A 25,407-nucleotide genomic window follows, 5' to 3' on the forward strand; every position below is an offset into this window, starting at 1 on the left:
TCCGATAAAAGACCGTTGACAACGACGCTAGCCGTGTCGCTCCGTCCACTCGGCCCGCCGCTCGGTGTAGGTGTCGTCCGACTCCACCCGGTCGAGGAACGCGCGGTACACCTGTGATATCTCGTACTTCTCCTCGTCGTACCACTGCTGTGGCTCGCGTTCGGCCCCGTCGTCGTCGTACTTCCGCCCGCCGGGGTACTTCGCGTAGCGGAGGCTCCGCGTCCAGCCCATCTGGAGGTACTTGCGAGCCATGTCCATCCCGACGAAATCGTCCTCGTCCCGATACGCCCGGAACCGCTCGAACAGCTCCCGTGCCGCCGTCTCCGCGCCGTCGAGCGTCTTGACCTCCCACAGCGGGAGCAGTTCGTCCTTGTACGGCTGGACCTTGAACGCGCCCTGTTCGCCCCGGCCGACCTCGTACGCCTCCGGCCGCTCCCGGAAGTCGATGTCGTACTCCGGTCCGTCGCTCTCGTCGGTCTCGTCGCCAGGAGACAGGTCCGACATACCGGGGCGTGGGGTCGTCGCGTGATGTGTCTACTGGCAGTCGGCGGTCGACGGTCGCCGCACTCGTACCCGGCGCTCGTTCGACGTCGACGCACCGCCCGTGCGCCGTCGTCGCACTATCACTGTTTTTAATGTGAACGCGCACGCACTGTGAGGCATGGGCGGAAAGAAGACCGAAGCGTGTGGACGCTGTGCCATGTCGTCCGTCGTCGGCCTCTCACAGGACGGCGACGGCGACGAGGAGTCCCGGTCGCGGGACCCGTTCGGCGAGGCGCGCATCGAGGTCGACGAACGCCAACTGCGGGCAGTCTCGCCGAGCGCGTGGCTCGGCGGCGTCAAGCAGTGGCTCGACGACACGGCGACTCGGCTCACCTACGGCGACCGCTGAGACGGGGTCCGGCCGACGCCCGGTCAGCACGACGGCGCGTGACCGTGTCACCGCTTCCCGCGGAGCGTTTTTTACAGAGTAGCCACTGTTTAACAGGACAGGTAATGGAAGAGAGCATCTCGGGATTCAAACACCGTGGCTCGTGGGGGGATATCGTCGAGCACGGTGAACGCATCACCAGTGCCCTCCGCGACGCCGGCGTCGACAGCGAGGCGTTCGAGGAGTGGGACGAGTGGCGGCCGAAGTCACACGAACGGCTCTCACAGGACGTCAACGAGAAGACCGCCGAGCAGGCGAGCGTCGGCGAGGGCGAGGGGGAGAAGGCGGGGAAGAAGCCCGAGGAGGACCTCCAGAGCGCCGGTCGCAAGCTCTCGGAGTCGTACGAGAAGGTCGAGGAGGGCGACAACGAGGGGGCCGTCGAGCGCTGGCAGGACTCCATCGACTACGTCAAGCGCGCCGCCGACTCCGCGAGTCGGAAGGCGCTCCGGACCGTCGAGAACACCGTCTACCGGAAGGTGATGACCCAACTCGCGCCGTACTACTTCGACAACGAACTCGTCAGCGCCAACGTCCAGCGGGTCACCCGCGGCGCGGGCGACGAAGTCGAGTTCGTCTTCGAGGTGAACGTCAACGACGACGACCTCAAGGAAGCGGTCTCCGCGCGGCTCACCGAGTACGAAGACGAGGTCGACCGCTGGCACATCGACACCGAGAAGGACACCACGACCGCCGAGGCCGCCGAGGGCGTCGAGGCGCCCCGAAACGACCCCGAGTCGAAGTCGACGACGAACTGATTCGAGTCCCGTAACCCGCTGGGCCCGTGACGTACCGAGCGAGAGCGGTGCGGGTGGACGGAAGGCGGGGGTGAGAACGGGAGTGCGTCGGCGAACCGGCCGACGTGAACGAGAGGGCGACCGTGTGACGGTCATACTGGGCGTGTCGGTGCCGACGAACGCTCGTTCGACCACGGCACGAGGACCGGCGCACCCCCGGCGGCTCACCCACACCAGCCGACGAACACACGCCCTACCGCGTGGCGTCATTTTAACTCGCCGGGCGAAGAGAGCGAGGTATGGTCGTCGGAGACATCTCGACAGGGACCGAACTGCTCGTCATCGGTGCCGGGCCGGGCGGCTACGTCGCCGCCATCCGCGCCGCACAGAAGGGAGTCGACACGACGCTCGTCGAGCGCGACGCCTACGGGGGGACCTGCCTCAACCACGGCTGTATCCCCTCGAAGGCGTACATCACGGTGACGGACCTCGCCCACCGGGCGGGACACGCCGAGGAGATGGGTATCCACGCGGACCCCGTCGTCGACATGGCGGGGATGCGCGAGTGGAAGGACGGCGTCGTCGACCAGTTGACGGGCGGCGTCGAGAAGCTCTGCAAAGCCAACGGCGTCAACCTCGTCGAGGGGACCGCCCGGTTCGACGGGCCGAACCGAGTGAGAGTGGCTCACGGCGGCGAGGGCCAAGGCTCCGAGAGCATCGAGTTCGAACACTGCATCGTCGCCACCGGATCGCGGCCGATCGAGATTCCGAACTTCTCGTACGACGACCTCCCCGTGCTCTCCTCGCGCGACGCGCTCGCGCTCGACTCCGTTCCCGAGCGGATGGTCGTCGTGGGCGCGGGCTACATCGGCATGGAACTGTCGACCGTCTTCGCCAAACTCGGCACCGACGTGACGGTCGTCGAGATGCTCGACGACGCCCTCCCGGGATACGAGGACGACGTCGCTCGCGTCGTCCGCAAGCGCGCCGAGGAACTGGGCGTGGAGTTTCACTTCGGCGAGGGGGCCGCCGACTGGCGCGACGGCAACGACGGCGGCATCGTCGTCGCCACCGAGACCGAAGGTGGGGAGCGGAGCGAGTACGACGCCGACGTCGTCCTCGTCGCGGTCGGCCGCGCGCCCGTCTCGGACACCCTCGACCTCGACGCAGCGGGCGTGGAGACGGACGAGAAGGGGTTCATCCCGACCGACGACCAGTGTCGGACCAACGTCGACTCGATCTTCGCCGTCGGCGACGTCGCCGGCGAACCGATGCTCGCACACGTCGGCTCGAAGGAGGGCATCGTCGCCGCCGAGGTGGTGGCTGGCGAGCCAGCGGCCCTCGACTACCAGGCCGTCCCCGCCGCCGTGTTCACCGACCCCGAAATCGGGACCGTCGGGATGACCGAGGACGAGGCCGAGGAGGCCGGGTTCACGCCGGTCGTCGGGCAGATGCCGTTCAACGCCTCTGGGCGCGCGCTGACGACGGGCCACACGACGGGGTTCGTCCGCGTCGTCGCCGACGAGGAGACCGGGTTCGTCCTCGGGGGACAGATCGTCGGCCCCGAGGCGTCCGAACTCGTCGCCGAACTCGCACTCGCCGTCGAGATGGGCGCGACCCTGGAGGACGTGGCGGCGACGATACACACCCATCCGACGCTCGCGGAGGCGACGATGGAGGCCTGCGAGAACGCGCTCGGACAGGCGATTCACACGCTGAACAGGTAAGGGAGGCGGAGGGTCGAACGCGGACGTGCGTCTCACGGCCCGCTCACGAGCGGTAGTGGTCGACAGAAAGGTGTCGCCGGCGGTCGTCCGCCGGTGACGGGCTACCGTCACAGGGTGACGACAGCCGAGTCACGACAGGAGGGGGTGCCTCCGAGGTACCACGCGGCCCGAATGTGATGGGGAGGGGGGCGTCGTGATTCCTCGACCACAGGTAAGCCGGTCCTGTTATTGAGTCTTGACACGGATATATGAGGTTCGGGGGAATCGCCAGGGCTTTGGCTCGTCGCGGGCACCCCCCGATAATGTGGCCGTGGGGACACCTGGCGGTCGGTTACCTGTCGTACACGGTCGGCGTCAGGCTCGTTCGGGCGAGCCACGAACGCGCGGCCCTCCTCGCGCTCGTCGTCGGAACGCAGTTTCCCGACCTCGTCGACAAGCCGCTGGCGTGGGTCGGCGTCCTCGCGTACGGCCGGTCGCTGGCGCACTCGCTTCTCGTGCTCGTGCCGCTCTGCCTGCTCGTCGTGGTCTTCGCACGACGCCGAGACGCGCGTCAGGTCGGCGGCGCGTTCGCGGTCGGCGCGCTGTCACACACCCTCGGCGACGCCTGGGACGGCCTCGTCGCGCTGAACGTCGACGAACTGTCGTTCCTGCTGTGGCCGCTGCTCCCGACCCCGACGCCGGCGCACCGGGGACGGCGGCCGGACACGCCAGTCGACTGGCGTCCGAAGTCGACACCACGGCGGCGGGGGCGAGCGGCCTCGTCGACGTGGCTGGCTCCGAACCGGTCGCACAGTCGCTCCTCCTCGTGGTCGCGGTCGCGGTGTGGGTCGCGGAGGGAACGCCCGGGCTCTGAGAGTGAGCGGTTCCGGCGAGAACGAGCGGTCGGGCGGAGAACGGAAAGACGAGTAGTCGGGCGGAGCGGGAGACTGACCTCAGCGACGGTCGCGGGCGGTCGAATCCCGGTCCACACCGCCGTCGGCGCTGACGGGACGGGAGCCGGTCGCGCGCGAGGACCCGGCGGCCGTGTGGTCCAGTTCGGCAGCGTCGAGTTCGACCCGGAACTCGTCGAGCAGGCTCGAGAGGTTCTCCGCGACGTGCGTGAGGTCGTCGGCGCTCGTCGACACCTCGGCGAGCGAGGCCGTCTGCTGCTCGGCGGCCGCCGAGACGTTCGCCACCTCGTCGGAGGTCTGGTCGCTCAGCGCGGCCGCATCGTCGACCATCGACAGGACGCCCTCGGTCGAACTGGCCTGTTCGGTGGTGGCGCGGTCGATCTCTTGGATGCCGCGGTTCGCGTCCTCGATGCCGTCGACGATGTCGTCGAGCGCGGTCAGCGCCTCCTCGACGGTCTCGGTTCCGTCGGAGACGCGCTCGCCGACGTGGCGGATGTCCTCGACGGTGTCGTCCGCCGAGGCCCGGATGTCGCCGATGAGTCGCTCGATGCGGCCCGTCGCCTCGCTGGCCTCGCCGGCGAGCGTCTTGATCTCGTCGGCGACGACAGCGAATCCCTTCCCGGCCTCGCCCGCACCGGCGGCCTCGATAGAGGCGTTGAGAGCCAGGAGGTTCGTCCGCTCGGCGATTTCGGTGATGAGGTTGACGATCTCGCTGATCTCGCTGATCTCGTTGTTGAGCGCTTCGACCTCCTGGACGGTTCCGTCGGTCTGGTCGCGGATCTCCACCATCTCGTCGAGGGCGGCCCGGGCGGATTCGCGCCCGTCCATCCCCCGGTCGGCCGCGTCGCTCGACGTCGTCGCCACCTCGGTCGAGGTGGAGGCGATCTCCTCGATGGTCGCCGAGAGGGTGCTCATCTCGTCGGTCGCCTCGCCGAGACGGTTGTGCTGGCGTTCGGTGTCCGCCGCGATGTCGCTCATGGCGGTGCTGACCTGTTCGGAGGCGTCGCTGACCTCCGAGACGCTCGCGTTGATCTCCTGTGTCGAGGCGGAGACGTCCGTCCCGAACGACTGAATGCGGACGAGCGTGCCTTCGAGGTCGGCCATCATCCGGTTGAACGAGTCGGCGATGGAGGCCATCGCGTCGCTCTCGCCGCCGTCGGTGAGCCGAACCGTCAGGTCGCCCTGAGCGGCCCGGTCCATCCGCTCGCCGAAGTCGCTCGCGGTGGCTTCGAGCGACCGGGACATCTCCACCGCCTCCTGGCGGGACGCCTCGGCGTCACGACGGGCGCTCTCGACGTCGGCCCGCGCCTCTTTCATGTCCTCGACGACCGCCAGCGTGCCGGTCGCACCGACCGCGAACACGGCGACCGTGGCGGTCAAAAGCGACACGCTGGCGATGTCGAGCACCGCGCCGGCGAGGCCGAAGTGTTCGGCCGCGACGACCCCGACCCACAGGCACCCGAGGACGGACGCGAAGGTGAAGTTCACCCAGAAGCCCGACTCGGCGTCGGTGTCACGGTAGTTCAGGTAGCCGATGACGATGGCGCCCGCGTACGCGAACACTGCGAGGAGGTCGACGATGGCCGTGTATTCGACCATCTACTGCCGCTCCCCCGAGGCGCCGGCCACCTCGGCCACCCGCTCACGGACGCTCGGTGCGTCGTCGGTGTCGTTCTCGTTACTGTGGATGATCTGCTGCCGCCGGAGGTACGCCGCCGCCAGGAAGACGACGCCGGAGCCGAGCAGTCCGGCGATGTGTTCGACGCCGTTCAGGACGTCGCCGAGGAAGAGCGCCTCCGCGTTCGTCGCCACGGCGCCGAGACACAGGAGGAGATACCCACCCGTAAACAGCTTCGCTCGTTCGGTGTTCAGTTTCAGGACCGGTATCAATCCGAGGATCGCAATCGCGACCAGGACGAGTTCCTTCGGGTCCAGTGCGCTGAGTTCGGATGCCATTAGCGTACGGACGGGAAAGACGAGGATAGAAGTACACGCGCAGTACTGCGACGGTAGTTCTCACGTCCGAGAACCGTCCGGGAGCCGTCACGTCCGAGGCGCGGGGGCGGGCCTACTCGTCTACGGCGTGCAGGACGCCGCGTTCTTCGAAGACGGTCGTCAGTTCAGCCATCGTCTCGACGACGACGTCACAGTGCGGTCGGACGGCCGGTTTCGGGAGGAATCCGACGGCGAGTCCGGCGACTTCGAGCATCGGGAGGTCGTTCGCGCCGTCGCCGACGGCGACCGTCTGTCCCATCGGAACGTCGAGGTCGGCAGCGAGGGATTCGAGCGCCTCGTCCTTCGTCCCCTCGACGAGCGACCCCTCGACGCCGCCGGTGAGCCGTCCCCCCCGGATGGGGAGCCGATTCGAGACGATAGTGTCGACGGCGTCGGCGACGCCCGCCGATTCGAGGGCGCGTTCGACACCGCGCTCGAACCCGCCGGTCAGGATAGCGACGTGGTGACCGTAGTCGTCGAGGCGGCGGATGACGTCGGCCGCGCCGGGACGGAGCGCCACCTCGCCGTACGCCTCCTCGGCGCGTTCCTCCTCGAGTCCTTCGAGGAGTGCCGCCCGCTCGCGGAGGCTCTTCGCGTAGGATATCTCGTCGTTCATCGCCCGCTCGGTGATCGAGGCCATCTCGTCGGCGACCCCCTCTCGCTCCCCGAGGAGGACCGTCATCTCCGAGTCCGAGAGCGTCCCGTCGAAGTCGAACGCGATGAGTTTCATACCGGCTAGACGGGAGGCCGGGTTTGAAGCTTTGTCATCTCGGGGCGAACCGACGGACCGAACCCCTCCGCGAACTCGTCCGAGCACTTCGAACCGAGAGCGACGGCTCACGCCAGTTGGTCGTCCGAGACCAGGGCGACGAACCCCGAACTGTCGACGCGGCCCGTGACGACGTGGAGACACTGAAAGAGCCGTCGCTCGGTGTCCATGGGCGTCGTCGAGAGGGACTGGAGCCGACGCGGGTCACGCCGTCACGGTAGGTGAGACAGCGCCCGGCGGACATCATGTATACACCTCCGGCGACACGGCGTGCGTCGTTGTCAGCGAACACGGCGTGCGTCGTTGTCAGCGAACGCGGCGTGCGTTCGTCGTCAGAGCGGACACCGCGAGTCGAACGGCCGCGACGGGGGTGACAGATGCGACGAGTCGAAACGGGGGACGACGGTCGGGAGCGTCGGTCAGCGGCGGTGACAGCCGGGGCTGACCGACAGCAAGCCTTATGAAGAAACGCTTAACCGGGCACCGAAAAACGATACGCGCATGAAGGTACTCATCACGGACCCCATCGCGGATGCGGGTGTCCAACGGTTGCGTGAGGCGGGTCACGAGGTCGTGACCGACTACGACGTCGAGGGTGACGCGCTGCTCGACGCCGTCTCGGACGTGAACGCGCTCGTCGTTCGCTCGGGCACCGAGGTGTCGCAGGAGGTGTTCGAGGCCGCCCCCGACCTCGTCATCGTCGGGCGGGCGGGGATCGGCGTCGACAACATCGACATCGACGCCGCGACCGACCACGGCGTCATCGTCGCCAACGCGCCGGAGGGGAACGTCCGCGCCGCCGCCGAACACACCGTCGCGATGGCCTTCGCGGCCGCCCGTTCCATCCCCCAGGCACACCAGCGACTGAAGGCCGGCGAGTGGGCGAAGGGCGACTATCTGGGAACCGAACTCAACGGCAAGACGCTCGGCATCGTCGGGCTGGGCCGCGTCGGCCAGGAGGTCGCGAAACGGCTCGACTCGCTCGGGATGAACCTCGTCGCGTACGACCCCTACATCGGCGAGGAGCGCGCCGACCGACTCGGGGCCGAACTCGTCGAGTTCGAGGCGTGTCTCGAACGCGCCGACTTCCTCACCGTCCACACGCCGCTCACCCCCGAGACGGCGGGGCTCATCTCCACCGACGAGCTGAAACTGATGGGCGGCGGCTACGTCGTCAACTGCGCCCGCGGGGGCGTCATCGACGAGGCGGCGCTCGCCGCCGCGGTCGAGGACGGAACGCTCGACGGCGCCGCTATCGACGTCTTCGAGAGCGAGCCGGTCGACCCGGACAACCCGCTCCTTCGGGTCGAGGACGTCATCGTCACCCCACACCTGGGCGCCTCGACGGAAGCGGCACAGGAGAACGTCGCGACGAGCATCGCCGACCAGGTGATGGCCGCGTTCGCGGACGAGCCCGTGATCAACGCGCTGAACGCGCCCTCGGTGGACCAGAGCGCCTTCCCGCGCATCCGCCCGTACATCGACATCGCCGAGACCGCCGGCAAAATCGCCGCACAGCTGTTCGACGACCGCATCTCCGAGGTCGAGGTCAGCTACGAGGGCGAGATCGCCGAGGAGGACCTCGACCTCGTCACCGCCTCCGGGCTGAAGGGCGTCTTCGCCCCGCTGGAGTGGCAGGTCAACGCGGTCAACGCGCCGAACATCGCCGAGGAGCGCGGCATCGACGTGGTCGAGACCAAGTCACGCCAGTCGGCCGACTTCCAGAGCCTCGTGACGGTCACCGTCAAGAACGACGACCGGTCGCTCGGCGTCTGCGGGACGCTGTTCGCCGGCGACGACCCGCGCATCGTCCGCATCGACGGCTACCGCGTCGACGCCATCCCGCACGGGCAGATGCTCGTCGCTCGCAACTACGACCGCCCCGGCGTCATCGGCTTCATCGGGACCGTCCTCGGCGACAACGACGTCAACATCGCCGGGATGTTCAACGCCCGCCGCGCGCCCGGCGACGACGCCGCGCTCACCGTCTACAACCTCGACAACCCGGTCCCCGAGGCCGTTCGGAACGAACTGCTCGCCGACGAGCGCATCACCGACGTGAAGTACATCACCCTCGACAACGGCGACGACGAGTAAGGCGAGTCAGCGACAGCCGGGTTTCAGTTTCGACTTCAGTTTTCCCTTCGCGGTGCCGGCGATGAACCCCGAAGCGCCGCCGAAGCCCGCGCCGATGCCGGCCCCGAGCGGGCCGAGCGGCTAGCGGCCGAGCCACCCGGCGACCCGCGACCGGAGGGACGTGAGACCGGTCCGGACGGCGTCGAAGAGACCCTCCTCCGTAGGCGGGGGCGAGTCCGTCGACAGTGAGGGCGAGGGGCGGTCGGACGCGGGCGCGGGCGCCGGTCTCGACGCCTCGTGAGCGTCGCGCTGCTGGAGGAGGTGTTCGTACCGCTCGATGACGGCCTGTCTGTCGGTCGCTTGCTCCCGGATGTACTCGCGGAGCGCCTCGTTCTCGCGGGCGAGTTCGGCGACGCGGTCGTGTTCGCGGGCGACGGCGGCGTCGTACTCGCGTCTCGGGATGACCGGCGACGGGGGACCAGGAGGCTGGTCGGGCGTCGGGGGCTGCTGTGTCCGGGGAGACCGACGATACGGTGTCGACGCGGCGGAGACACGCTCGCGGTCCGAATCCGAGTTCGATTCCGGAGGGAACGTTCGCGTGCCCGCCGACGTCTGGCTGACGGTTCCGGTTGGTAGGCTCGGGGGCACGAGAAGAGGTACTCGGGCGACGACGAAAAGCGTACGTCAGACGCGCGTCACGCACGTTCAGCGGGCGGTGAACGAAGACGGCGTCGGTCCGCGCGTCAGAACGGGAGCAGTCGGCGGAGACGGCCCCGTTTCCGGGACGAGTCGCCCTCGATGAGGTCGAGGACCGCCTCGGTGTCGTTGGCGACGGGTTCCGGTTCGTTGCCGGCCTCGAACGCCGCGTCGGGGTCCTTCAGGAGGTGGCCGGTCGTGAGGCAGACGACGTCCTCGTCGCCGTCGACCTCGCCGCTGTCACGGAGTTTCTTCAGTCCCGCCACGCTGGCGGCCGAGGCGGGTTCGACGCCGACGCCCTCCTTGGCGAGCGCGCGCTGAGCGGCCGTGATCTCCCTGTCCGAGACCGAGACGGCCGTCCCACCCGTGTTGCGGATGCCGGGGAGGGCCTTCGGCGCGTTCACCGGGTTGCCGATCCGAATCGCCGTCGCGATGGTCTCGACCTCCTCCCACCTTCGAACTTCGTCGGCTCCGTTCTCGATGGCCTCGACCATCGGCGCCGCGCCCTCGGCCTGGACGCCGGTGAGTTTCGGGACCTGGTCTTCCTCCAGGGCGTCCGACTGGACGAGTTCGCGGAAGCACTTGTACAGCGCGGCGGTGTTGCCGGCGTTGCCGACGGGGAGGACGACCCGGTCGGGGTAGGTGCCGTAGTCGTCGTGGAACTCTTCGAGGATTTCGAGGCCGATGGTCTTCTGCCCCTCCAACCGGAAGGGATTGAGGGAGTTCAACAGGTAGACCTCGCCTCCCTCCGCCAGTTCCTGAACGATGTCGAGGCAGGCGTCGAAGTTGCCGTCGACTTCGAGGATGCGCGCGTCGTGCAGCGCCGCCTGGGCGATTTTGCCGGCGGCGACCTTCCCCGAGGGGAGGAGCACGAGCGTTTCGAGGCCGGCGCGGGAGCCGTACGCGGCGAGCGCCGCCGACGTGTTGCCGGTCGAGGCGCAGGCGAGACGGTCGACGCCGAGTTCCTTCGCGACGCGGACGCCGACGGTCATTCCCCGGTCTTTGAAGCTCCCCGTGGGGTTCATCCCCTCGTGTTTGACTCTGAGGGTGGAGACGTCGACGGCCTTCTCCAGTCGCGGGACGCGGTGCAAGGGCGTCCCCCCTCGGGGAGTGAGACGCCCTCCTCGAACGGGAGCGCTGCCGAGTACCGCCAGACGCCGCGACCCTCGAAGTCGTCGAACGTCGGCGGGTCCTCGTAGCGGGCTTCGAGGAGGCCGTCGCAGTCGTCGCAGGTGTAGCGGATCTCACTGAAGGGTGCGAACGTCTCACCGCACTCGATACACTCCAGCCAGACGTCGCCTTCGACGTCGTCGGGCGCCGTCGGGGCGGCGGCGGTCAGCTCCAGGCTCATCGTGCTGTGGCATGTGCCGGAGTACAAAAAGGAGGGCGGTCCGGGCGCTGTGGACGCTTCCGAACGGGGTTCGAGGAACCGTTCCGCCGGCCGTCGGGACCGGACGCGACCGACCCGTTCACGGGGTCTCTCGTCGCCGACACCGACCTCGTCGCCGACGCGGGAGGGTTGCCCGCACTCACGCTCCGGGCCCGAACTCGTCGATGCGCTCGTGGACCGTCTCGGCCCACGCGTCGAGCGCGCTGTGGAGCATCTCCTTCGCCTCGGGGAGGGGGGTCGCCGTGTACTGGTAGACGTAGCCGCCGGGGTCGAGGAGGCGGCGCTGGCGACCCGCGAGACCCTTCTCCATCAGCGTCGTCAGCGACCGGTTGACGTTGCTCCGGTCGCGGTCGAGCACGTCCGCGAGTTCGGCGACGGTGCTCCCGGGGTTGTCGAGGAGCACGAGATACGTCCGGCTCTCGTGGTCCTGGATGCCGAACACACACGAGAGGACGTGCTGGAACCCGGGGTCGTCGGTTTCGAGGAGATTGGCCATGTCGGGAGAGTCTGCCATACGGCTACGAGGAAGGGAGCCGTGATTAAATCACCTCGCGGGGCTGTGTGCGGGAGACGCACAGGCGATGTCGGACGGACGGTGAAAGGGGGACGACGGGGAGAGTCAGTCCTCTGTGAGTTCGCTCCGAGCGTAGCCCATCTTGGCGATACAGGTCCGCATCCCCTCCTCGTCCTCGTGTTTGTGGAGCGTGGTCGGCGTGTCACAGTAGAAAATCGTCCCGTCGTGACGGAGCGTCACCTCGTACGTCCCGCCCAGCATCTCCGTGCGAACGACGACGCGGCGTCCCTCCCGGACTGCGGTGAGGATCTCGTCGGCGGTCAGTTCGCCGGAGTCGATTCGGAGCGGTTCTGGCATGTGTGTGCAGAAGTGAGTGCGTGATAAAAAAACTGAGGCGGTCGGAGGGTCAGCCGTGGAGGCCAGTGGTGTGGCGGGTACAGCGTGTGTCCGAACTGAGGTGGCGGCTGCCGGCGGAACGAAGCGCAGCAGGGAACACGCGGGAACGGACACGGTGAACAGGTGCAGTCACCGGGGTGGAGACGCCGCTTCGGTGTCCGCGTGAGCCGAGCGGAACCCGAGGTTTCGCTGGAAACCGGCGCCATGCGCCGACGACGAAGCGGGTGCGGACTCGGAGCACCTCCGTTGCCCCGGTGGCGTGGCCTCACCGCGCCCGTGGACCGCTCGCTCCTCGTGCCGTCCTGTCCCCCACCACTCGCTCCCGTCGCCGCACCACGGAACGTTCCTCCGTCCACGATGTTCGAGACGGACTCGCGTCTCGTTCGGACCGACGGACGCTCAATCCACGACGCGGACGACGCGCTCCTCGTGCACCGGTAAGAGCGGGAGGTCGGGGAACGACACCTCGATCCGGAAGGTGAGTTCGTCGTCGGTCGCGCCGAACACCCCCACCGGCACGCGCGTCGAGTCCGAGAGGTACGTCGTCTTCGTCGTCATCTCCACGTCGTTGACGGTCACCCTGATCCCGGTCCGGGCGCTCCCGCCGGTGTTGGCGATTTCGACCTGCTTCACCGTGCTCGTTCCTCGCTCGACCGTCTCGGGGAACGCCCCCCAGTCGACCTCGATAGCCGGGAGCCCCTTCGCCGATTCGACGACGCGCTCTGCGACGCCCTCCGAGAGGTCCGCACGGGTCAACTCGGTGACGCCGGCGGAGACGAGGTCCGCCGGGGTCCGGAGTCCGGCGGAGGCCAGCCGACTCGCCCGGCGGGAGCCGATGCCGTCGACCGCCGTGAGGCCGACGGCGTCCCGGGAGACGCCGTGGTCGACGCGCGCCTCGATGCGGCGGGTCAGATTGGCCGCACGCGGCCCCGCGAAGGTGTCGAGGAACTCTCTGAGCGCGGCCAGAAGCCGCAGCGCGTTCTGTCTGATGACCCAGGCGTCGCTCCGCAGGTCGGCGGGCGTCGACCCGACCATCGACGCCCGACAGATGGCGAGCACCTTCCGGTTGCCGCCGTCGAGCCTGGTGTCGACGCCGGTGAGCACGGAGTCGACCGCGTCGACCTCGGCGGCGCGACAGGAGACCGAATCGAACTCCGAGGCGCCGGCGACGCAGTCGAGCACCGCGTCGGCGTCGATGTACGCTCGCTGGGAGAGGTCGTGAAACCGCTCGGCGGTAGCGAGGTCGAGGTAGTACTTCGAGGCGAGCCGTCCCAGAGCGGTGGGCTCGACTTTCAACTCGTTCATCTCGACGAAGCCGCGGTCGACGAGCGATTCGAGCGTCTCGCGGACTCGGCCACGGAGGCCGTCGAAGCCGTACTCGGCCGGACGGGACCGCGCGCGGACGTAGTAGAAGGTGGTCTCCAGCCACGAGAGCACGTCGTCGAGGTCGTCGATGGTCCCCATGGCTATCTCGGCGTTGAGATGGGAATCGAGTTCCTCGGCGAGGTGCGACTCGATGTCCTTTCCCTCCCGAATGAGCCGCCGGTAGCGGTCCGCATCTGCGCTGTCGCAGACGACCCAGCCGTAGCCCACGTCGTCGTAGCCGGGACGCCCCGCGCGACCGAGCATCTGCATCACGTCGAGTGGGGAGATGTCAACATCTCCCTCCAGCGGGTCGTGGTACTTCGTGTCGCGGATGACGACACACCGCGCGGGGAGGTTCACGCCCCACGCCAGGGTCGACGTCGAGAAGAGCAGCTGAACTTTGCCCTCGCGGAACCACCGTTCGACCCTATCCCGGTCGTCCTTTCCCAGTCCGGCGTGGTGGAAGCCGACGCCGTCGACGACCGAGTTTCGCAGGGAGTCGTTCGTCAGTTCCTTCGCCTCGTTGTGGAAGTCGTAGTCGCCGCGGGCGCCCATCGGGACGTCGCGCTCGGCGAACTCGTCGCGGGCCTTCGCCGCGGCCTGGACGGTGTCCTGCCGCGAGGAGACGAAGACGAGCGCCTGGCCGGCGTCGCGGATGTGCGGTTCGGCGAGGTCGAACGCCCGGTAGAGCCGGCGATACTTGTCGGCGAAGCTGTTCTCGCCGTGACTGTACGTCTTCACGCCCGCGTGGAGCTTCACCGGTCGGTACTCGTCGCCGAACTCGAACGTCGTCTCGGGCGCCGCGTCGAGCCACTCGGCGACGTCGTCGACGTTCCGCATCGTCGCCGACAGCGCCACCACGCGCGGGTCGCACAGCCGCCGGAGGCGCGAGACGGTCACTTCGAGGACCCCGCCCCGAGAGTCCGAATCGAGGAGGTGGACCTCGTCGATGACGACGCAACTGACGTCCGTGATGAACTGGTATCGGGGAGACTCGTGTTTTCGCGTCGCGGAATCGGCCTTCTCGGGCGTCATCACGAGGATGTCCGCCCGCTCCGCCCGACGAGGGTTGAGGTCGCGCTCGCCGGTGACGACGTAGACGGAGTAGCCCAGGTCTTCGAAGCGTTCCCACTCGGCTTCCTTCTCGTTCGTCAGCGCGCGCAGCGGGGCGACGAAGAGCGCGGTGCCGCCCTCCTGGAGCGTCTTGCAGATGGCTAGCTCGGCGAGCGCCGTCTTGCCCGAGGCCGTCGGCGCGGCGGCGACGACGTTCTCGTCGCGCTCCATGATGGCGGGGAGCGCCTCGCGCTGCATCCGGTTGAACTCCTCGAACCCGAAGGCGTCGGCGAACTCCGGCAGTGCCTCGGCGACCTTCACCCGTGGCGTCCTCCCGCGTCCCGGTTCCCGAAGGCGGTCATGGAAAGACGGGGGCGCCCGCTCGACCAAAAACTTCCGGTGGCGAGGTGAAAGTGAACCGGACGGGGAGCGGTTCTCGGATATTGGTATTGGACAAAAATTACAATACCTCAGGTGACGAACGTACGAGTTGAACATCATGAACAAGAACGTCGGAGGAATCGACCGGAAGGCTCGACTCGTCGTCGGACCGCTCTTGCTCCTCGTAGGCATTGCCGCCTTCGTCGGGGCGCTTCCGCTGGGGACGCTCGGCGGCGTCGCCTCCCTCGTCGTCGGCGCCGTGTTGACCGTGACCGGCGCGGTCCAGCGGTGTCCGCTGAACGCACTGCTCGGCGTCGACACCTGTCCGGTCGACACCCGGTAGGGTCGGAGGGCTCGGTCGAGCGTGAGCCACGTCCGCACGTTTTTCACCACTCCCCCTATCAGCAGGTATGAGCGGGAGTCGCCGGTCGAATCACCGCCGGAAGCCCGACTGGCTGAAGATGCGGCCGCCGTCGGGCCAGCGGTTCACCGAGATCAAACGCGAGCTTCGGGACAGGAACCTCCACACGGTCTGTGAGGAGGCGAACTGCCCGAACCTCGGCGAGTGCTGGTCGGGACGCGACGGCCCGGGAACGGCGACGTTCATGCTGATGGGCGACCGCTGCTCGCGCGGCTGTAACTTCTGCGACGTACAGACCGGGGGCATGGAGGCGCTCGACCCCGACGAACCCGCTAACGTCGCCGAGGCGGTGGTCGAAATCGGCCTCGACTACGTCGTCCTCACCTCCGTCGACCGGGACGACCTCCCCGACCAGGGAGCGGGCCACTTCGCGGAGACCATCCGCGCGATCAAAGAGCGCGACTCCTCGATTCTCGTGGAGGTGCTCATCCCCGACTTCCAGGGTGAACCCGACCTCGTGCGAGAGATCATCGACGCCCGCCCGGACGTCATCGCGCACAACATCGAGACCGTCGAGCGCCTCCAGTGGCCTGTCCGTGACCGCCGCGCCGGCTACGAGCAGTCGCTCTCGGTCCTCGAACAGGTCCAGCGGGAGTCGGACATCTACACCAAGACGTCGATAATGCTCGGACTGGGCGAGTACGCCCACGAGGTGTACCAGACGCTCTCGGACCTCCGGGAGGCCGACGTCGACGTCGTCACGCTCGGGCAGTACCTCCAGCCGTCTCGGTCGCACCTGGACGTGTACGACTACGTCCACCCCGACGCGTTCGAGACGTGGCAGCGCGTGGCCGAAGAGGAACTGGGCTTCCTCTACTGTGCGTCGGGACCGATGGTCCGCTCGTCGTACAAGGCGGGAGAACTGTTCGTCGACGCCCTGGTCCGCGAGGGTCGGTCGGTCGAGGAGGCGCGGCAGGCCGCCCGGGCCGCGGATTGACAGCCGACTCGACGACGCCGAGCGCCTGAAACGCCCGAAACCGGCTGCGAGCGTCGCCCACACCGAACCTCCACGATTGTTTCTACGAAAACACTATACGGCAGGGGGATGACCCCTCTCGCATGCACTGGAGGGTCCGACCGTGAGCGTGCTACAGCGCGACCCGCGGGATCGAGTCCAGGTCCTCGACGAGGACGGCAGCGTCGTCGGCGAGGTGCCCGACGTCGACGACGAGACGCTGCTGTCGATCTACCGGGAGATGAAACTCGCCCGGCACTTCGACACCCGGGCGGTGAGCCTCCAGCGACAGGGGCGGATGGGAACCTATCCGCCCCTCTCGGGACAGGAGGGCGCGCAGGTGGCCAGCGCCCACGCGCTCGACGAAGAGGACTGGCTCTTCCCCTCGTACCGGGAACACGGCGCGCTCCACGTCCGCGGCTTCCCGCTCGACCGTATCCTGCTCTACTGGATGGGGACCGAACAGGGCAACGAGGCGCCGCCGGACGTCAACACGTTCCCGGTCGCGGTGCCCATCGCGACGCAGACGCTCCACGCCGTCGGCGCGGCCTGGGCTTCGAAGTTGAAAGCGGGAGAGGAGGCGTTCATCGTCTACTTCGGCGACGGCGGCACCTCGGAAGGGGACACCCACGAGGCGATGAACTTCGCGGGCGTGTTCGACACTCCCACCGTCTTCTTCTGCAACAACAACCAGTGGGCCATCTCCGTCCCCCGGGAGCGACAGACGAGGTCCGAGACCATCGCGCAGAAGGCGAACGCCTACGGCTTCCAGGGCGTCCAGGTCGACGGGATGGACCCGCTCGCGGTCTACCAAGTGACGCGCGCCGCCGTCGAGAAGGCCAAGGCCGACGACTCCGGCGAACTTCGGCCGACGCTCATCGAGGCCGTCCAGTACCGCTTCGGCGCGCACACGACGGCGGACGACCCCACCGTCTACCGCGACAGCGACGAGGTCGAGAAGTGGAAGCGAAAGGACCCCATTCCGCGCCTCGAAACGTTCCTCCGCGACACCGGTCGACTGGACGACGACCGGGTAGACGAAATCGAATCGGAGGTCCAGGAGACAGTCGCCGACGCCATCCAGACGGCGGAGTCGACGCCCCGCCCCGACCCCGACGAGATGTTCGAGCACGTCTTCGCCGAGCGGACGCCGGACCTCGACGCACAGTACGAGTCGTTCGCCGCGCTCCGCGAGGAGTTCGGGGACGACGCGTTCCTCCACAGGTGATACAATGAGCACCCAACAGACACAGAACCTCACACTGGTCCAGGCAGTACGGGACGGTCTCCACACCGAGATGCAAAGAGACGAGGACGTCATCGTTCTCGGGGAGGACGTCGGGAAGAACGGCGGCGTTTTCCGCGCCACCGAAGGGCTGTACGACGAGTTCGGCGGCGACCGCGTCGTCGACACGCCGTTGGCGGAGTCCGGTATCGTCGGCACCGCCGTCGGGATGGCCGCTTACGGCCTCAAGCCCGTCCCCGAGATACAGTTCTCGGGCTTCATGTACCCCGCGTTCGACCAGATCGTCTCCCACGCCGCCCGACTCAGGACGCGGTCACGCGGGCGGTACACCTGTCCGATGGTCATCCGCGCGCCCTACGGCGGCGGCATCCGCGCGCCCGAACACCACTCCGAGTCGAAGGAGGCGTTCTACGCGCACGAGGCGGGGCTGAAAGTCGTCATCCCCTCGACGCCGTACGACACCAAGGGGCTTCTCATCTCCGCCATCCGCGACCCCGACCCCGTGGTGTTCCTCGAACCGAAACTCATCTACCGCGCGTTCAGGGGAGACGTCCCCGAGGGCGAGTACACCGTCCCCATCGGGGAGGCCGAGGTCAGACGGGAGGGAACGGACGTCTCGGTGTTCGTCTACGGCGCGATGACGCCTCGCACCCTGGAGGCGGCGGAGAATCTCACGGAGGAGGGAATCGACTGTGAGGTGGTCGACCTCCGGACGGTCTCACCGCTCGACAGGGACGCCATCGTCGACTCGTTCAAGAAGACCGGACGGGCCTGCGTCGTCCACGAGGCGCCGCGTTCGGGCGGCATGGCGGGAGAGATAACGGCCACGATTCAGGAGCGGGCGCTCTACTACCAGGAGGCGCCGGTCGTCCGCGTGACGGGCTACGACGTTCCGTACCCCCTGTACGCGCTGGAGGACTACTACCTGCCGAGCGTGGCTCGCATCGAGGACGGCATCCGGGAGGCGGCAGAGTTCCGATGATCGAAGAGTTCAGACTGCCCGACGTCGGCGAGGGCGTGGCGGAGGGCGAACTGGTCGAGTGGCACGTCGAACCCGGCGACGAGGTCGTTGAGGACCAGGTCGTCGCCGAGGTGGAGACGGACAAGGCGCTCGTCGAGGTGCCGTCGCCGTACAACGGGACCGTGGCGGAACTGCTGGCCGAGGAGGGCGAAATCGTCCCGGTCGGGGACGTCATCATCACGTTCGAGGTGCCCGGCGAGGACGAACAAGCCGGCGAGACCGCAGAGCCGGAACCGGCGGCAGAGCCAAGGCCGGAGTCCGAGGCGGAACCGGAGCCCGAACCGGAACCGGCGTCCGAGACCGAGACCGACGCAGCGGCCGACGCCGAGGAACACGCCCCGGACGCCCGGGTGTTCGCGCCGCCGAGTGTCCGCCGTCTCGCGCGGGAACTCGGCGTCGACCTCGCGACCGTCGACGGCAGCGGTCCCGGCGGACGCATCACCGAGGGCGACGTCAGAGCGACGGCGGAGGGCGCTGCGGAGGCCTCCGAGGACGAGGAGTCGGCCCCGGCGGCCGTCTCGTTCGGCGGTCGCTCGGCCACGTCGGGTGGCGACGCCGGCGACGGGCAGGCGGTCGAGACGGGGGACGCGACGCCAGCGGGGCGGTCGCGAACGCTCGCCGCCCCGGCGACGCGGAAACTCGCCGAAGAGGAGGGGCTCGACATCGACGACGTGCCGACCGACGAGGAGCGCGAGGGCGAGGCGTTCGTCACGCCCGACCACGTCCGCGCGTACGCCGACGCACAGCGCGCGGCCCAGGAAGCCGACGCGGCCGCCGTGTCGGCGGCGGGCGAGGGCGCGGCGGCGACCGAAACCGGTGCCGGCGAAACCGAGGCCAGCGACGCGGAGGCCGCGGCCAGTGCCGACGCCGCGGCGGCACCGGAGGCCGCTCCCGGCGCGAGCAGTGGCGACGAGGACGAGCGCGTCCCCTACCGGGGCGTCAGAAGGGCCATCGGCGAGCAGATGCAGCGCTCGAAGTACACCGCGCCGCACGTCTCACACCACGACACCGCCGTGGTGGACGACCTCGTCGCGCTGCGGGCGGAGTTGAAGCCGCACGCGGAGGAGCGGGGCGTCTCGCTCACGTACATGCCGTTCGTGATGGCGGCGGTGGTGAAGGCGCTGAAGGAGTTCCCGGTCCTCAACGCGATGCTCGACGAGGAGGCGGAGGAGATCGTCTACCGCAAGGAGTACCACCTCGGCGTCGCGGTCGCCACCGAAGCGGGTCTGATGGTGCCCGTCGTTCGCGACGTCGACCGCAAGGGAGGCGTCGAACTCGCCTCGGAGCTGGGTGGACTGGTCGAGCGGGCCCGAGAGCGGAAGATCACCCGCGAGGAGATGCAGGGCAGCACGTTCACGCTCACCAACTTCGGCGCCATCGGCGGCGAGTACGCGACGCCGATCATCAACTACCCGGAGGTCGCTATTCTCGGCCTGGGCGCCATCGAGCAGCGGCCGGTCGTCGAGAACGGCGAGGTAGTGGCGAGACACACCCTGCCGCTCTCGCTCTCGATCGACCACCGGGTGGTCGACGGCGCCGACGCCGGGCGGTTCACTAACCGGGTGATAGAACTGCTGGAGAACCCCCGGCTGTTGCTGTTGTGAGCGGGTGAGCCTGGGCCGTCGGACCGTTTCAAGCTCTCTTCTTCGAACGTCGAATCTCGGACCCGGGTGACGACGGATTCACGCCGACGTCGCTCGCGGCATCGTCGGAGGCGGGGACGCTGTCACCGCGCCCGTGTACCGCGAACCGCAGGACCAGTCCGTTCTCACCTGTCCGTCCTCGCCGTCGGTCCGACGACGACCCGCCACGCAGTCACTGCTGCCCGTCCACCGTGCCGGCCGGAACCGCGACACGCCGCGTCCACACATCCGCGGAGGCGACGGGTTTTTGCCACCGGCCGTCACACCCCCAGACATGGAACACGCGCCGTCGGGCCCGCTCGACGTCGAACTCGTGCTCGCCCCCGTCGACGGGAGCGAGGAGTCCGCACTCGCCGTCGAGTACGCCGTCTTCATCGCCGAGCAGTACGACGCCTCGGTCCACGCCGTCTACCTCCTCGGGGAGGAGGTGGTCCGCGCCATCGAGGACGGGACCATCGACGAGGAGAGCGTCGTCGGCGACCACGAGGTGTTCATGGACAGCGTCGCCGACTACGCCGCCGACAGGGGCGTCCACATCTCGCACTCGACCGCGTTCGGCTTCTCCACCCGGGTGAAGACCCGTCACCCCGGGAGCGCCATCCTCGACACTGCCGAGGACGTCGGCGCCGACTTCATCGTCGTCCCGCGCGAACCGGTCACCGGCGACCCCGGCGAGGTGCTGGAGAAGGCTGCCGAGTACGTGCTCCTCTACGCCTCCCAGCCGGTCCTCTCGGTCTGACCCGACTCACTCGAGTGCCCGTGAAATCCGGTGCAGCAACCCTTCGAGTTGCGGTCGCTCGACCTCCCAACGCCGCCGGTGGTGCGCCCGCGCCAGCGTCCGCCGCATCGTTTCGAGCTGTGCGCGCGTAAACCGCAGCCGACCGTCGTCGAGCCGTTCGAACGCCGCCCGGCAGTCGGTCGCGTCCGCGTCCTCGCTCCGCTCGTCTCCGGCTTCGAGGTGGTCGCGGAGGACGTCGTGGAGCGTCCACTGTTCCTCACGGGAGAGCGACAGCCGTTCGACGGCGGGTGACGGTCGTTCCTCGGGCACGGTCGGGTTCGCGTTGAACCGCCTGATTGATGAATGTTAGCATTACCCATTCACCGCCGACTATCAGCAGTGAAACCTCGTCCGATAGCCATTCGTACCCCTGAGGGGTCGTCCAGACCATGTCCCTCCAACCGGGTTCATCTCCCATCGTCCGGTCGAGTCGTTCGGTAACGGTGGCGTTCGCACTCCTCACCGCCGCCCTGGCCGCAGTGGCCCTGTGGCGATATCTCGTCAGTCGCCTCCTGAGTGCGGGCGTCGTCCCAGTGCCGCGGTCGGGCGGCCTCGCGGTCGACGTGCTGGTGACCGACGGTCCGTTCGTCGTCGGCGTCGTCGCGTTCGCCGGCGCGTACGCCGTCGGCCGCGACATCGACGTGGGGGTCACCCTCCCGTCGGACGCGAAAACGGTCGGTCTCGCTGTGACGCTTCCGTTCGCGCTCGTCGGACTCACGAAACTCGTGGGAACGCTCGACGGCGTCCCGTACAACTCGCTCACGAAGACGGCCTACGCCGCCGATGCCCCGGTCTGGCCGGTGATAACCGTCACCGGGCTGAGCCTGCTCGTCGGCGTCCCGGTCGTCGTCGCCGTCTGCCAGGTGCTCGTGCAGGGGAGCCTTCGACCGGCCGTCGACGGCGACGCGGCGCTCGTCCTGACGACGCTCGTGACGGCGTTCGTGATGGTCGACACCACCGGTCGTCTGTCGTCCGTCCCCGACGTGGGGAAAGTCGTCAGCGTCGTCGCCTTCACTGCCCTCCTCGCGCTCGGCCGGTACGGTCACGACCGAGTCGCGGTCGACCGAGTCCGCTCTCTCGCGTACCTCCCGGTCGCACTGTTCGTCTGTGTCGTCTCCCTCGCCGGCGTCGCACAGGTCGAGTCGGTCACCGGCGGCCTGTTCGCGTTGACCCAGTTGGCGACGTTCGGCGTCGCCGCCTACGCGTCCGACCGGACCGGGTCGCTCCTGCCGCCAGCCCTCGCGTACGCCTGTTTCTGGCTGGCTAACACGGCCGTCGTCTACGGCTTCGAGGCCGGCCTCCAGCACTGGTGACGTTTCGGTCGCGTTCGCACGACCGTCGCGTGCTACTCGCGCAACTCGTCGTCGTCCGGTTCGGTCCAGGGGTCGTCCCCGGCGACGGGCGCGAGCGCGTGGTCGAGTTCCGCCTCGGTGTACTCGACGTCCGACAGCGCCATCGCCAGTCGCTGCCAGCGCCTGCTCTCCGTACCGTCCTCGTCGGGGCCGACCCGCGCGCCGCGGGTCTTGAAAAAGCGCGTGCCCCTCCCGCGTCGTGAGCCTTCCCCGGTATGCTGGTCGAAGATGACGTCGAACTCCCCGCCCGGTTCGAGGTCAGCGACGGGGAAGTCGACGGGCGGTTCCTCGCCTTCCGGACTCTCCGCCCGTCGCTCGGCGACGAGTCGGAAGCACTCGTCGGCGTTGGCCGCCTCGCGCGACGAGCGAGCGCGGGCACACGCGAGCGCGGCGTGAATCGCACAGAGCCGTCCCTTCCACGAGTCGGGTTCCCACCGCTCCGTCGCCAGTTCCTCGTACCGCTCGACCAGGAGGGCGACCTCCTGGCCCGCGCGGAGGTCCTCTACCACGTAGAGGTTCAGACGGTCCCAGAGGTTCCACGCGTATCCGGAGCGAGCGAGTTCCCACGCGGCCCACGCCGCCACCCGTTCGTCCGACCGGCGGACGGCCTTCTGGAGGAGGCTGGAGACGTCGTAGCGGTTGTACCCCCCGTTCGTCTCGTGTGCTCCCTTTTCGTCCCCCCTGTCCGTCGTCCCCTCCCGAGCCTCGGGCGGCGTCTCGGTGTCGAGGCTCCCGTCGGCCCCGAAGGTGGCCTGTCTGTCCTCGGTCATGGGGTGAGTGAGAACGACCACGCGGACGAGTGTTGCGGTCCCGGTGTGGAACCCTCGCACCGGGTGTTTCGGGAGCCGTTCAGCGCAGTCGGATGGTCATCTCGAGTTCGAAGCTCTCGGCGTCGCTCGTCTCGAAGCCGGTCTCCTGGTAGAGGTTGACCGCCGGGCGGTTCCACCGCTCGACCGTGAGCCACACCTTCTCGACGCCCTCCTCGCGCCCGTGGCCGAGGAGCGTCTGCATGAGTCGTCGGCCGATGCCGGCGCGCTGGTACGCCTGGAGGACGAAGATAGCGAGTTCGTACGCGTCGGCGTCGGGGACGAGCGTGGCGTGGCCGGCCGCCGTCTCACCGTCCCACGCGATGACGTTCAGACACTCCTCGTCGAGGATGTTCGAGAGCCACGTCTCGATGCGTTCGGTCTTCCCGGGCGGGATGCCCTGCGCCCGGTCGGCCGGGTCGAACGCCTCGTACATCTCGACGAGCGCCTCCGTCTCCCGGTCGCTCCCGTCGTAGGGACGGATCTCGATATCGCGACCCTCTCCGTCCTCGAAGGTGAGCGGCGGTGCCTCGAACGCCTCGGCCGGTTCGTCGGGGTAGACTCGTTCGCTCATTATCTGACCAGTGACACCGTCACGTGTGAGTTGAGGAGGACGAACTCCGCGACGCCGCCGATGCGGATCTTCCCCATCGGACTCGTCTCGCCGCCGCCGAGGACGATTTTGTCGAAGTCCTCGGCCTCGGAGAGGTCGACCAGGGCGCTCCCGGGGTCGCCCTCCAGACGCCGGACCGCAGCGTCCAGCCCCGTTCCGTCGAGAACGTCTCGAACGCGGGCTTCGATCTCGTCGGGCGACAGCCCCGACGCGGGGTTGTCGACGATGCCGACCGTGAGGTCGTCGCCGGCTTCGAGCGCGCGCGCGACCGTCTGCTCCAGCGCGTCGAGGGAGTCGTCCGCCCCTCCGATTCCCAAGAGTACCTTCATGCGTGGCGCATCGACGGCCCGGGAGAAAAAGACGGGGGGCGCGGCGGGAGGGAGTCGATTCGACGGGGGGCGCTCACCCGACCAGTACGGCCCGTGCCATCCCGAGGAAGACGAGGAAGCCGAGGACGTCCGTCGCGGTGGTGATGAAGATGGTCGCCGACGTCGCCGGGTCCTCGCCCAGTCGGCTGAGCACCAGCGGGATGAGCGTCCCGAAGAAGCCGGCGATGACGAGGTTCAGCACCATCGACACGCCGAGGACCAGCCCCAGAAGCGGGCTCTGGTTGAACACCGCCGCGATGACCGCGACGAGCGTGCCGGTGATGGCGCCGTTGGCCGCGCCGGCGACCACCTCGTTGAGGATGGCGCGCCCGCCCGTCGGGAGCGACACCTGCCCGAGCGCGATACCGCGGACGGTGACGGCCATCGACTGGGTGCCGGCGTTCCCGCCCATCCCGGCGACGACCGGCATGTAGACGGCGAGGAGCGTGAACGCGGCGATGGTCTCTTCGAACAGGCCGACGACGGCCGCCGCGAGGAACGCCGTGCCGAGGTTGATGACGAGCCACTTGTACCGACTGCGTATCTTGACGAGCGGCCCGTCGAGGACGCTCTCTTCCTCCTGGACGCCGGTGAACTCGTACAGCGTCTCCCCCGCGGCCTCCTCGATGACGCTCAGGAGGTCGCCGGCGTAGATGACGCCGAGGATGCTCCCGTCGTCGTCCAGCACGGCGACGGACCGCTCGGGGTTCGAGCGGAACACGTCGACGACGTCCGTATCGGGGCTGTCGTATCTCACCGCCGGAATCTCGATGACGTGGTCGAGGATGTCCTCATCGTCCGAGAGCGCCAGCGTTCCCCCCGGTAGTTCCCCGACGAGTTCGTCGCCGTCGGTCACGAAGATGGTGGGGAAACGGTCGGTTCGGTCCTCGTGCCGCCGGACGCGGCGGGCCACCTCGGAGATGGGTCGCTGGCTCCCGACGGTCACGTAGTCGAGGTGCATGTGCCCGGCCGCGCTCTCGGGACTGAACTCCAGGAGGAACTCGATCTTCTCGCGACGGTCCTCGTCGAGACGCCGGAGCACTACCTCCCGCGTCTCCCTGTCGGCGAACCCGAGCACGTCCGTCGCCTCGTCCGGGTCGAGGCGGCGCACGAACGCGCGCAACCCCTCGGCGTCCATGTCCGCGACGAGGTCCTCCTGGACCGTCTCCGGCAGCCGAAAGAATAGCTCGCGCTGTTGGACCCGCGAGAGTCGCTGGAACTCCTCGGCGGGCGTCGGGGAGAGGGCGATTTCCTGCCCCGCGTCCTGGAGCGCTTCTGACATGGTTC

At 68.5% G+C, this 25,407-nt stretch carries 25 protein-coding genes and 2 pseudogenes; 13 read left to right on the forward strand and 14 right to left on the reverse strand.

Annotation, left to right across the window (positions count from 1 at the left end; translation table 11 throughout):
• Positions 1-27: 27 nt before the first annotated feature.
• Positions 28-504 carry a DUF4385 family protein gene (locus tag C2R22_RS20330; protein WP_103427390.1) on the reverse strand — a complete coding sequence of 159 codons (477 nt, stop codon included), beginning with the start codon at positions 502-504 and terminating at the stop codon, positions 28-30.
• Between the two features lie 157 nt (positions 505-661).
• Between C2R22_RS20330 and C2R22_RS20335 the strand changes: the two genes are divergently transcribed.
• The 5 genes and pseudogenes from C2R22_RS20335 to C2R22_RS20355 all read left to right on the forward strand — a co-directional run bounded on the left by C2R22_RS20335 (position 662) and on the right by C2R22_RS20355 (position 4,245).
• Entirely contained in the window at positions 662-892 is a 231-nt protein-coding gene (locus C2R22_RS20335; RefSeq protein ID WP_103427391.1) for a hypothetical protein, read from the forward strand.
• A 104-nt stretch (positions 893-996) separates the two neighbouring features.
• Complete coding sequence (locus C2R22_RS20340) at positions 997-1,686, forward strand: DUF5828 family protein (RefSeq protein ID WP_103427392.1); 690 nt, start codon at positions 997-999, stop codon at positions 1,684-1,686.
• 278 nt (positions 1,687-1,964) lie between these two features.
• Complete coding sequence (gene lpdA, locus C2R22_RS20345) at positions 1,965-3,392, forward strand: dihydrolipoyl dehydrogenase (protein ID WP_103427393.1); 1,428 nt, start codon at positions 1,965-1,967, stop codon at positions 3,390-3,392.
• A 302-nt stretch (positions 3,393-3,694) separates the two neighbouring features.
• Positions 3,695-3,940: pseudogene (locus C2R22_RS20350) on the forward strand (metal-dependent hydrolase); the annotation flags it as partial.
• Positions 3,941-4,044: 104 nt separating this feature from the next.
• Positions 4,045-4,245, forward strand: a complete 201-nt coding sequence (locus tag C2R22_RS20355) for a hypothetical protein (protein WP_103427394.1) — start codon at positions 4,045-4,047, stop codon at positions 4,243-4,245.
• Between the two features lie 79 nt (positions 4,246-4,324).
• Here the strand turns inward: C2R22_RS20355 and C2R22_RS20360 are convergent, their stop codons facing one another.
• From C2R22_RS20360 to serB, 3 genes are all read right to left on the reverse strand, one after another.
• Positions 4,325-5,881 carry a methyl-accepting chemotaxis protein gene (locus C2R22_RS20360; protein ID WP_103427395.1) on the reverse strand — a complete coding sequence of 519 codons (1,557 nt, stop codon included), beginning with the start codon at positions 5,879-5,881 and terminating at the stop codon, positions 4,325-4,327.
• Entirely contained in the window at positions 5,882-6,238 is a 357-nt protein-coding gene (locus C2R22_RS20365; protein ID WP_245902830.1) for a hypothetical protein, read from the reverse strand.
• A 112-nt stretch (positions 6,239-6,350) separates the two neighbouring features.
• A complete protein-coding gene (gene serB, locus C2R22_RS20370; protein WP_103427396.1) occupies positions 6,351-7,007 on the reverse strand; it encodes a phosphoserine phosphatase SerB in 657 nt (218 codons plus the stop codon).
• Between the two features lie 540 nt (positions 7,008-7,547).
• Here serB and serA point away from each other — a divergent pair.
• The gene (gene serA / locus C2R22_RS20375) at positions 7,548-9,143 is read left to right on the forward strand and encodes a phosphoglycerate dehydrogenase (RefSeq protein ID WP_103427397.1); all 1,596 of its coding nucleotides are present in this window, start codon (positions 7,548-7,550) and stop codon (positions 9,141-9,143) included.
• A gap of 120 nt (positions 9,144-9,263) precedes the next feature.
• Here the strand turns inward: serA and C2R22_RS20380 are convergent, their stop codons facing one another.
• The 5 genes and pseudogenes from C2R22_RS20380 to C2R22_RS20400 all read right to left on the reverse strand — a co-directional run bounded on the left by C2R22_RS20380 (position 9,264) and on the right by C2R22_RS20400 (position 14,857).
• On the reverse strand, positions 9,264-9,770 hold the full coding sequence (locus C2R22_RS20380) for a hypothetical protein (protein ID WP_103427398.1): 507 nt from the start codon (positions 9,768-9,770) through the stop codon (positions 9,264-9,266).
• 95 nt (positions 9,771-9,865) lie between these two features.
• A pseudogene (gene thrC / locus C2R22_RS20385) lies at positions 9,866-11,169 on the reverse strand (threonine synthase).
• Between the two features lie 178 nt (positions 11,170-11,347).
• A complete protein-coding gene (locus C2R22_RS20390) occupies positions 11,348-11,722 on the reverse strand; it encodes a helix-turn-helix domain-containing protein (RefSeq protein ID WP_103427399.1) in 375 nt (124 codons plus the stop codon).
• A gap of 105 nt (positions 11,723-11,827) precedes the next feature.
• Positions 11,828-12,079, reverse strand: a complete 252-nt coding sequence (locus C2R22_RS20395) for a hypothetical protein (RefSeq protein WP_103427400.1) — start codon at positions 12,077-12,079, stop codon at positions 11,828-11,830.
• 438 nt (positions 12,080-12,517) lie between these two features.
• Positions 12,518-14,857 carry a DEAD/DEAH box helicase gene (locus tag C2R22_RS20400; RefSeq protein ID WP_103427401.1) on the reverse strand — a complete coding sequence of 780 codons (2,340 nt, stop codon included), beginning with the start codon at positions 14,855-14,857 and terminating at the stop codon, positions 12,518-12,520.
• A 178-nt stretch (positions 14,858-15,035) separates the two neighbouring features.
• Here C2R22_RS20400 and C2R22_RS20405 point away from each other — a divergent pair, with 178 nt between their 5' ends.
• The 6 genes from C2R22_RS20405 (at position 15,036) to C2R22_RS20430 (ending at position 20,942) form a co-directional block, all read left to right on the forward strand.
• The gene (locus C2R22_RS20405; RefSeq protein WP_103427768.1) at positions 15,036-15,260 is read left to right on the forward strand and encodes a YgaP family membrane protein; all 225 of its coding nucleotides are present in this window, start codon (positions 15,036-15,038) and stop codon (positions 15,258-15,260) included.
• A gap of 67 nt (positions 15,261-15,327) precedes the next feature.
• Positions 15,328-16,275, forward strand: coding sequence for a lipoyl synthase (gene lipA / locus C2R22_RS20410; RefSeq protein WP_103427402.1), 948 nt, complete (start codon positions 15,328-15,330; stop codon positions 16,273-16,275).
• A gap of 142 nt (positions 16,276-16,417) precedes the next feature.
• Positions 16,418-17,521, forward strand: coding sequence for a pyruvate dehydrogenase (acetyl-transferring) E1 component subunit alpha (pdhA, locus tag C2R22_RS20415; protein ID WP_103427403.1), 1,104 nt, complete (start codon positions 16,418-16,420; stop codon positions 17,519-17,521).
• Positions 17,522-17,525: 4 nt separating this feature from the next.
• Complete coding sequence (locus C2R22_RS20420) at positions 17,526-18,521, forward strand: alpha-ketoacid dehydrogenase subunit beta (protein ID WP_103427404.1); 996 nt, start codon at positions 17,526-17,528, stop codon at positions 18,519-18,521.
• Positions 18,518-20,164 (forward strand): dihydrolipoamide acetyltransferase family protein, encoded by a 1,647-nt coding sequence (locus tag C2R22_RS20425; protein ID WP_103427405.1) that lies wholly within the window; start codon positions 18,518-18,520, stop codon positions 20,162-20,164. Before C2R22_RS20420 ends, C2R22_RS20425 begins: the two co-directional genes overlap by 4 nt.
• Before the next feature lie 313 nt (positions 20,165-20,477).
• Positions 20,478-20,942 (forward strand): universal stress protein, encoded by a 465-nt coding sequence (locus C2R22_RS20430; RefSeq protein WP_103427406.1) that lies wholly within the window; start codon positions 20,478-20,480, stop codon positions 20,940-20,942.
• 6 nt (positions 20,943-20,948) lie between these two features.
• On the opposite strand, the gene C2R22_RS20435 is transcribed toward C2R22_RS20430, so the two are convergent.
• Positions 20,949-21,251 (reverse strand): DUF7853 family protein, encoded by a 303-nt coding sequence (locus C2R22_RS20435; protein ID WP_103427407.1) that lies wholly within the window; start codon positions 21,249-21,251, stop codon positions 20,949-20,951.
• A 119-nt stretch (positions 21,252-21,370) separates the two neighbouring features.
• Between C2R22_RS20435 and C2R22_RS20440 the strand changes: the two genes are divergently transcribed.
• Complete coding sequence (locus C2R22_RS20440) at positions 21,371-22,294, forward strand: hypothetical protein (protein ID WP_162562580.1); 924 nt, start codon at positions 21,371-21,373, stop codon at positions 22,292-22,294.
• A 32-nt stretch (positions 22,295-22,326) separates the two neighbouring features.
• Here the strand turns inward: C2R22_RS20440 and C2R22_RS20445 are convergent, their stop codons facing one another.
• From C2R22_RS20445 to C2R22_RS20460, 4 genes are all read right to left on the reverse strand, one after another.
• The gene (locus C2R22_RS20445) at positions 22,327-23,103 is read right to left on the reverse strand and encodes a hypothetical protein (protein WP_103427409.1); all 777 of its coding nucleotides are present in this window, start codon (positions 23,101-23,103) and stop codon (positions 22,327-22,329) included.
• 79 nt (positions 23,104-23,182) lie between these two features.
• On the reverse strand, positions 23,183-23,713 hold the full coding sequence (locus tag C2R22_RS20450) for a GNAT family N-acetyltransferase (RefSeq protein ID WP_103427410.1): 531 nt from the start codon (positions 23,711-23,713) through the stop codon (positions 23,183-23,185).
• Positions 23,713-24,081, reverse strand: coding sequence for a universal stress protein (locus C2R22_RS20455; protein ID WP_103427411.1), 369 nt, complete (start codon positions 24,079-24,081; stop codon positions 23,713-23,715). Before C2R22_RS20455 ends, C2R22_RS20450 begins: the two co-directional genes overlap by 1 nt.
• Positions 24,082-24,154: 73 nt before the next feature.
• Positions 24,155-25,402: a magnesium transporter gene (locus tag C2R22_RS20460; protein WP_103427412.1), complete on the reverse strand. Its 1,248-nt coding sequence runs from the start codon at positions 25,400-25,402 to the stop codon at positions 24,155-24,157.
• Between the last annotated feature and the right edge of the window lie 5 nt (positions 25,403-25,407).

The sequence above is a fragment of the Salinigranum rubrum genome (assembly GCF_002906575.1).
GTDB lineage: Archaea > Halobacteriota > Halobacteria > Halobacteriales > Haloferacaceae > Salinigranum > Salinigranum rubrum.